The organism is Acidithrix ferrooxidans, assembly GCF_000949295.1.
Lineage (GTDB): Bacteria > Actinomycetota > Acidimicrobiia > Acidimicrobiales > Acidimicrobiaceae > Acidithrix > Acidithrix ferrooxidans.
In genome coordinates this window covers 1-7,082 of sequence record NZ_JXYS01000054.1, presented here as the reverse complement: position 1 = coordinate 7,082, position 7,082 = coordinate 1, and the positions used below count along the sequence as shown (strand labels likewise).

Annotated in this window: 9 protein-coding genes; 5 read left to right on the top strand and 4 right to left on the bottom strand. The window is 53.6% G+C overall.

The annotated features are described in order from the left end of the window. On the bottom strand, positions 1-492 hold a 492-nt coding region (locus AXFE_RS08830), incomplete at its 3' end, for a maleylpyruvate isomerase N-terminal domain-containing protein (RefSeq protein ID WP_160291795.1). A 646-nt stretch (positions 493-1,138) separates the two neighbouring features. On the opposite strand from AXFE_RS08830, the gene AXFE_RS08825 reads away from it, so the two are divergent. The 4 genes from AXFE_RS08825 to AXFE_RS08810 all read left to right on the top strand — a co-directional run bounded on the left by AXFE_RS08825 (position 1,139) and on the right by AXFE_RS08810 (position 3,549). Continuing rightward, a complete protein-coding gene (locus AXFE_RS08825; protein WP_052605513.1) occupies positions 1,139-1,717 on the top strand; it encodes a TetR/AcrR family transcriptional regulator in 579 nt (192 codons plus the stop codon). Further along, positions 1,714-2,484, top strand: coding sequence for a YbfB/YjiJ family MFS transporter (locus tag AXFE_RS21070; RefSeq protein WP_052605512.1), 771 nt, complete (start codon positions 1,714-1,716; stop codon positions 2,482-2,484). Before AXFE_RS08825 ends, AXFE_RS21070 begins: the two co-directional genes overlap by 4 nt. Next, on the top strand, positions 2,408-2,983 hold the full coding sequence (locus tag AXFE_RS21065; protein ID WP_082058815.1) for a YbfB/YjiJ family MFS transporter: 576 nt from the start codon (positions 2,408-2,410) through the stop codon (positions 2,981-2,983). Before AXFE_RS21070 ends, AXFE_RS21065 begins: the two co-directional genes overlap by 77 nt. Positions 2,984-3,090: 107 nt before the next feature. Next, positions 3,091-3,549: a MaoC/PaaZ C-terminal domain-containing protein gene (locus tag AXFE_RS08810; protein WP_052605510.1), complete on the top strand. Its 459-nt coding sequence runs from the start codon at positions 3,091-3,093 to the stop codon at positions 3,547-3,549. A 146-nt stretch (positions 3,550-3,695) separates the two neighbouring features. Here the strand turns inward: AXFE_RS08810 and AXFE_RS08805 are convergent, their stop codons facing one another. Then, the gene (locus AXFE_RS08805; protein ID WP_052605509.1) at positions 3,696-5,060 is read right to left on the bottom strand and encodes an MFS transporter; all 1,365 of its coding nucleotides are present in this window, start codon (positions 5,058-5,060) and stop codon (positions 3,696-3,698) included. 48 nt (positions 5,061-5,108) lie between these two features. On the opposite strand from AXFE_RS08805, the gene AXFE_RS08800 reads away from it, so the two are divergent. Then, the gene (locus AXFE_RS08800) at positions 5,109-5,861 is read left to right on the top strand and encodes an ArsR/SmtB family transcription factor (RefSeq protein ID WP_200891238.1); all 753 of its coding nucleotides are present in this window, start codon (positions 5,109-5,111) and stop codon (positions 5,859-5,861) included. A 24-nt stretch (positions 5,862-5,885) separates the two neighbouring features. Here AXFE_RS08800 and AXFE_RS08795 read toward each other — a convergent pair whose 3' ends face one another. Further along, the gene (locus AXFE_RS08795) at positions 5,886-6,662 is read right to left on the bottom strand and encodes a maleylpyruvate isomerase N-terminal domain-containing protein (protein ID WP_052605507.1); all 777 of its coding nucleotides are present in this window, start codon (positions 6,660-6,662) and stop codon (positions 5,886-5,888) included. Positions 6,663-6,844: 182 nt separating this feature from the next. Continuing rightward, the coding region (locus AXFE_RS20765) for a hypothetical protein (RefSeq protein ID WP_235347716.1) at positions 6,845-7,082 on the bottom strand (238 nt) is incomplete at its 5' end.

The following is a 7,082-nucleotide window of genomic DNA, read 5'->3' as shown; positions in this document are numbered from 1 at the left end:
AACTGCATGGTTGGTAAGGTCTGGCTGCGCCAGCAGCTCTTTGCTGATCTCGTCATCGCCAATCAGATCGAAGCGATGGATTGCAAACTCGCTCCGTAAGTGAGTCAAGAACGTCTTTACTACCATCTGTCTTCCAGTCCATGGTACGACTGCATCGGGTTCATTGGCAAGTACCGCATCAAGAGCACTAGACATGCGGGCAATCGACTTTGGCAGTTCGACACGAAGCAAATGGTCATTCATTTCCCTAAAAGGAGCTTCACGTTCCTCAAAACTTCGCGTTGGAGGAACCGGTCTTCCTTCCCCATAAGCTTCCAAATTCAGTGCCACCTCGAGACCGGCGGCAGCCAAATGGGCAACAATCTCATGTGCAGTCCATCCAGAACAGGCGGTGATGGCATCTGGTGATGTACGTTCAAGAGCAGCAAAAAAGGCATTGGCTTCACGTTGGAAGCTGATGGATGGGCTGCTGTTAACTGATTCATAGCTCATGGAGCCATCCTACAAGTGAATTATTTTGGCTTTACCTGAACTCTTCCTGCAGCGATTCAGACGATCTTTCAATCTCAGAAAATGCAAGGTCGCTGAGGCTCAGAATGCTAGAGAGTGCCTTTGGCGATTATAGAAAACTCAATCTAAGGAAATATTTCTGACTCCACATGATCAAGATTCCATCAGGATCTGCCTTCAGCAAGCTTGTTCTTGAGCGGCAGCGACCGCAGCCGCGCCAATCCGAACAAAAATGATTCCATCCCTAATCCATCCCTACTATTAGGCGACGATCCGATAGAACGTTGATCCTGCATGGAGCGTATATTCCGAAGAAATACCCTAGTGAAAGGCAGAATCAGGGCGACGATGGAGGACAGTGTCGGACCCCTTGGACGGCTCAAATAGAACTCATAACCCGAATGTCATAGGTTCAAATCCTATCCCCGTCACTAGAGAAAATGCAGGTAAGGATCCCTCCTGCTGAGGATCCTCTGCGTTAATTATGTGGGTGTGTGAACTTTATTCCACGTATTTAAGTCGACAACTTCGCTTTAGAACCAGTTCCAACATATCTAGGTAAACCAGCCGCGATACAAATTGATCTGGACGATTTGACAAAACTTTACTGACCTGTCAGTATAGTTCTATGAGTCTTCCCAGTATTACCCACGCACGGCTGCTTGACACTGCCACCGAGCTGTTCTACACGGAAGGTATCGCTGCCACCGGGGTGGACAAGGTTGTGGCCCGCTCGGGAGTGTCCAAGCCGACGCTGTATGCTCACTTCCGGTCCAAGGACGAGCTTGTTACCGCGGTGCTTGAACGGCGTCATGCCGAGCGAGTGGCGATGCTTGACGCTTGGGTGCGGACCCACGCGGACAGTCCACGTGAGCGGCTACTGGCAGTCTTCGACTGGCTGGCGAACTGGCATGCAAGCGAGGGGGAACGTGGATGCGCTTTCGTGAACACCGTCGCTGAGGTTGCTGGTCCGGGCCACCCGGCTCAGGAGGTGGCTCGTCGCCACAAACGCTGGATGCGCGAGTACCTAGCCGGGCTCGCTAGCGAAGCCGGGTTCTCCGATCCCCAGCGTCTGGGTTCCGACCTGATGCTCCTGGTCGACGGTGCGAACGCCCGTGTACTTGTCGATGGCGACCTCGCTGCGGCGACAGACGCCCGGCGTTTGGCTGCCATGCTTATCGACGCGTACCAGGAGAGTAGCCAATGAGTTCATCTGGCTCGCCGATTTGGCGCTCATCTTCGCTAAGGGATGCACGGCTTCCCTCAGGCCTCGCGATCGCTCTCGGTCTGGCACTCGGGCCCACAGTCGCTATCGGCCTGGCCCGCTTTGCCTATGCGCTGCTGCTTCCATCTATGCGTGCCGATCTGCATTGGTCATTCGCCACAGCGGGTGCGATGAATACCGCAAACGCTCTCGGATATCTCGCTGGAGCACTTCTGGCCGCAGGTGTTGCGCGTCGTTACGGGACACGCCGTGTCTTCATTGCTAGTCTCGGGGTTGTCGTGCTATCACTTCTTGCTACAGGTGGTACAGGCAACACAGTCGGATTGGTCGCTTTGCGTGCCGTCGCCGGAGCATCTGGCGCGATCACTTTCATTACTGGCGCGGGGATAGTCGCTGCGGCCGTTTCGACGATGTCCCCTCACCGAGCAGCCACGCTGCTGGGTATCTACTTTGCCGGTGGTGCCGGGGTGGGGATCATAGCGTCAGGTCTTGCGATCCCGTACCTACTCGCCATTACGAGTATCGCAGATGGTTGGCGATGGGGATGGGTCCTGCTTGCGGGGCTCGGTGCTGTGGCTTTTGTTATCGTAGCTCCCGTGGCTATGGCCAGCACGGAGCCACTGGTGCCACCTGTGGCCGACAGACACTGGCCGGGCCCGGCACCTCAGCTCGTTGCTCGTCTCCTATGGCCTTTTCGGGGCAGGCTATATCGCCTACATGACCTTCATCGTTGCTTTTCTAAAAGGTAACGGTACGGGCCCAGGGAAAATCACCGTCTTCTGGATGGTGCTTGGCGTGGCGTCGATTGTCGGTGCCTTTATTTGGGCACGGCCGATCGCCAGGCTGCGTGGAGGGCGTGGACCCGCCATGGTGCTTGCTGTACTCAGCGCTGGGGCGCTGCTGCCGCTGGTGTCGCGATCACCGGAGGCTGCCATTGGATCCGCGCTGCTGTTCGGGGGGTCGTTCCTGTCGATGGTCACTGCGGTCACCGCAGTTGCCCGCCGCTCGCTTGCGCCGCATCACTGGACACCGGCGATCGCCGGACTGACGGTTGCCTGTGCCCTGGGCCAGTGCCTTGGTCCCCTGTTCGCCGGTGTGCTCTCAGATTCATCCGCGGGTTTGAGCGTCGGGCTCACTCTGTCGGTAGGAGTGCTTCTTGCTGGAGCGGTTGTAGCTCTCACCCAGAAACACTACGAGATACCCACCCACTCGGTAGTTACCACCGTAGATCCGTCGACGGCGGAGTAAGGAATGCAGCGCATGTTTCATTAGCTGGACAATCCGGTGACCGGACAACCTGCACTGAGATGCCAGAATCCAACGCAAACGAAATTCGACAAGATCGGAGATAGCCGATGCCAATGTATTTTGATGATTTTGAGGTGGGCCAAACTTTTATCGGTGCAGGACGGACATTCACTGAAGCTGAAATAATCACCTTTGCCCACTCATATGATCCGCAGTCGATGCACATTGATCGCGTACACGCAGAGGATGGATCCTTTAAGGGTCTTATTGCGTCAGGGTTCCATACACTTAGTATCGCCTGGTGGCTATTTCTAAAGCTAGGCTTGGTAGAAGAGTCGATGAAAATTGGGATCGGTGTCGATGAGCTACGGTGGCGACGTCCCGTACGACCTGGAGACACCGTGACACTTAACGTGGAGATTGTTGAAAAAAGCTTGACTTCGGCGAATGACAGTGGTCGGGTACAATTTGCACACACTCTCAAAAATCAGGCCAACGAAGTAGTGATGACTTACAAGAGCCTGAACCTAATCTGGCGAAAAGGATATAACGAGATCGAGAACTGACCTCCTTGGCTATCCCTTTACCACCCATTCCACTAACTCTTTACCGTCGAAATATCCAAGCTAGTCTCAAGGGAGGATGTTACGTGTTCCATCAAGAGTATTCAAGTCAAATGAGGTTACCAGCAGCATGGCTAGCTATCATTCACTCATGCCTCTGGAATGGCTCGTTCGACAAGAAGCCAAACTAGAACAGCCCCAAGAAGAAACGCACTGCCAGCAATCAACATCCCGACATGAAGACCCTGTATGAAGCTGGAGCGATGAGCGACAACAAGGGTTCCGAGCAAAGCTACCCCAATTACTCCTCCAACTTGTCTAGCTGAATTGAGAACCCCAGATGCAATGCCTCCGTTGGCAACTGGAGCAGCTTGCATAATCGCAGCAGTAGCTGCCGGCATGGTAAATGACATACCAAATCCCACTGCTAAGAACGGTATGACAAGAAGACCGTATCCGCTATGTACGCCAGTAGCCATCAAGCCGAATAGTCCCACACCGCCCACCGTGAGACCAACCAGCATGGGAAGTCGCGGGCCAGTGTGGACCATGACTCGTCCTGAGAGGGTCGAGCCGATAACAGCCGTCGCCATCTGCGGCAAAAGGGCAACTCCTGCAGACAGTGGGGTGAGTCCCCGAAGCTGTTGGAGGTAGATGCTCATAACGAATAGCTCGCCATAAAAGGCAAAGTTTATTAATAGCCCCACGACCGTTACGACAGAGAAGTTGGCCGAAGAAAACAGTCCAAGCGGAAGCATAGGAAAACGCGCTTGGTTCTCAATGGCGATAAAGGCACCTCCTGCTACCGCGAATACAGCGAATCCCGCTATGACAACAGGCGAGGCCCAACCCATGGGTCCAGCCTCGATAAGGGCGACCGTTACCCCGGAAAGACACAAGACGCCCGATATTTGCCCAGCCGGGTCGATGCCATGAGGATAGCGTGGTGTAGACGGCAAGAAATGGCTCGCCAGAACGATTCCAGTCACGCCAATCGGCACATTTATAAAAAAGACCGATTGCCAACCGAGACTGCTTACCAAGGCTCCGCCGACAACTGGGCCGGCACCGGCTGCAATACCGGCCACTCCTCCCCAAATACCGAAAGCGCGGGCTCGGGCTGCCCGGTCGGTGTAGCTCGTTTGCAACAATGAAAGCGATGTGGGAACTGCAAGTGCGGCCCCAAAACCTTGAATGCATCGTGCCAAGATAAGCATGTCGGCAGATTGTGCCAAACCACACGCAAGAGAAGAAACTGTAAACAGGCCAATGCCGACCAGAAAGACCCCTTTGGCTCCCCGACGATCACCAAGCGCACCAGCCGAAAGCAACAATGCGGCGAACACCAAGCTGTAAGAATCGACAATCCACTGAAGGCTGGTCGTGGTTGTATGCAGACTTCGCATTAATGCCGGAAGCGCTACATTGACTGCAGTCGCATCCAGGATCACCATAAAGTACCCGAAACAGATTGTTACCAGAGGCCATGTTGAAGATTTTCCGCTCTCATCCATGACGTTCACCCTAACGGTAAAACACTTCAGCGAAAATTGAAGTGTTCTTTGAGTAAACTTCTACAGATGGACGGAGATGCTGACATTGCGACAGTAGCCGCCTTGATGGGAGAGCCATCCAGGGCAGCGGTGCTCGTGGCCTTGGCCGACGGACGTGCTTTGGCAGCAAGCACTTTGGCTGTCGAGGCTGGAGTGGCTCCCTCTACTCTTTCGGGTCATCTGGCCCGTTTGGTAGATGGTGGTTTAATCTCCGTTGAGCCTTCAGGTCGACATCGCTATTTCCGACTGGCAGCTCCCGAAGTGGCACAAGCAGTAGAGGCCCTGGCTAGAGTTGCCCCATCTCGTCCCATACGTTCTTTACGCCAAGCCACACATGCCAGTGCAATTCGCCAGGCGCGAACCTGTTATGACCATCTGGCGGGTCGCCTTGGTGTCGCTATTTGCGACAGTCTTCTCAACAGTGAAATAGTCCGAGTAGAAACCAACCCGGGCATGGCTGCGGACCCAATAGTTGGAGCTGGAAGGTCCAATCAATACGTCATCACCGAGTATGGCAAAGAGCGGCTCAAGGATTTAGGAGTGGAACTCGATCAATCATCACGAAGACCTCTTGTCCTGTACTGCCTTGACTGGAGCGAGCAACGTCCCCATCTTGGAGGCAGGTTGGGTGCGGCCCTTCTCAATCGTTTCATTGTGCTCGGTTGGATGATTCAGGCTGATCGGCGCGTGATACGGATCACCAAAGATGGCCAAACCGGCCTGTGCCAAGAATTCGCAATAGATACCGTCGCACTCCAGTAGTCCAAACCACAGTCAAGCCAGGTATTAGTACCCAGCAAGCAATGTTTGGAGATAACGCAATACATCTGGTCCTCCGGGCGCCTTGAGCCTACTTGGGTCACCGGGTTTACGTCCCCAGAGGAATAGCAACCTCGCTGCTGAATCTCCAATCACTGAAGCTTCTAATAGATCTTCAGTGTGGATCAAACGTGACCCTTCAGCGTCGACTACAACTGTAACGTCAGATGCGCCTGGTGAGGCAATAGTGGCTCGGAACCCTAGGGATTCAGGATTTGATCCACGTAGTAGAAGAGCCTTGCCGAGCACGGTAACTGCATGGTTGGTAAGGTCTGGCTGCGCCAGCAGCTCTTTGCTGATCTCGTCATCGCCAATCAGATCGAAGCGATGGATTGCAAACTCGCTCCGTAAGTGAGTCAAGAACGTCTTTACTACCATCTGTCTTCCAGTCCATGGTACGACTGCATCGGGTTCATTGGCAAGTACCGCATCAAGAGCACTAGACATGCGGGCAATCGACTTTGGCAGTTCGACACGAAGCAAATGGTCATTCATTTCCCTAAAAGGAGCTTCACGTTCCTCAAAACTTCGCGTTGGAGGAACCGGTCTTCCTTCCCCATAAGCTTCCAAATTCAGTGCCACCTCGAGACCGGCGGCAGCCAAATGGGCAACAATCTCATGTGCAGTCCATCCAGAACAGGCGGTGATGGCATCTGGTGATGTACGTTCAAGAGCAGCAAAAAAGGCATTGGCTTCACGTTGGAAGCTGATGGATGGGCTGCTGTTAACTGATTCATAGCTCATGGAGCCATCCTACAAGTGAATTATTTTGGCTTTACCTGAACTCTTCCTGCAGCGATTCAGACGATCTTTCAATCTCAGAAAATGCAAGGTCGCTGAGGCTCAGAATGCTAGAGAGTGCCTTTGGCGATTATAGAAAACTCAATCTAAGGAAATATTTCTGACTCCACATGATCAAGATTCCATCAGGATCTGCCTTCAGCAAGCTTGTTCTTGAGCGGCAGCGACCGCAGCCGCGCCAATCCGAACAAAAATGATTCCATCCCTAATCCATCCCTACTATTAGGCGACGATCCGATAGAACGTTGATCCTGCATGGAGCGTATATTCCGAAGAAATACCCTAGTGAAAGGCAGAATCAGGGCGACGATGGAGGACAGTGTCGGACCCCTTGGACGGCTCAAATAGAACTCATAACCCGAA

Bases quoted from the DNA above. Each gene is read 5' to 3' on its own strand.
- AXFE_RS08825 (WP_052605513.1), top strand. From the start codon at position 1,139: ATGAGTCTTCCCAGTATTACCCACGCACGGCTGCTTGACACTGCCACC.
- AXFE_RS21070 (WP_052605512.1), top strand. From the start codon at position 1,714: ATGAGTTCATCTGGCTCGCCGATTTGGCGCTCATCTTCGCTAAGGGAT.
- AXFE_RS08810 (WP_052605510.1), top strand. From the start codon at position 3,091: ATGCCAATGTATTTTGATGATTTTGAGGTGGGCCAAACTTTTATCGGT.
- AXFE_RS08805 (WP_052605509.1), bottom strand. From the start codon at position 5,060: ATGGATGAGAGCGGAAAATCTTCAACATGGCCTCTGGTAACAATCTGT.
- AXFE_RS08795 (WP_052605507.1), bottom strand. From the start codon at position 6,662: ATGAGCTATGAATCAGTTAACAGCAGCCCATCCATCAGCTTCCAACGT.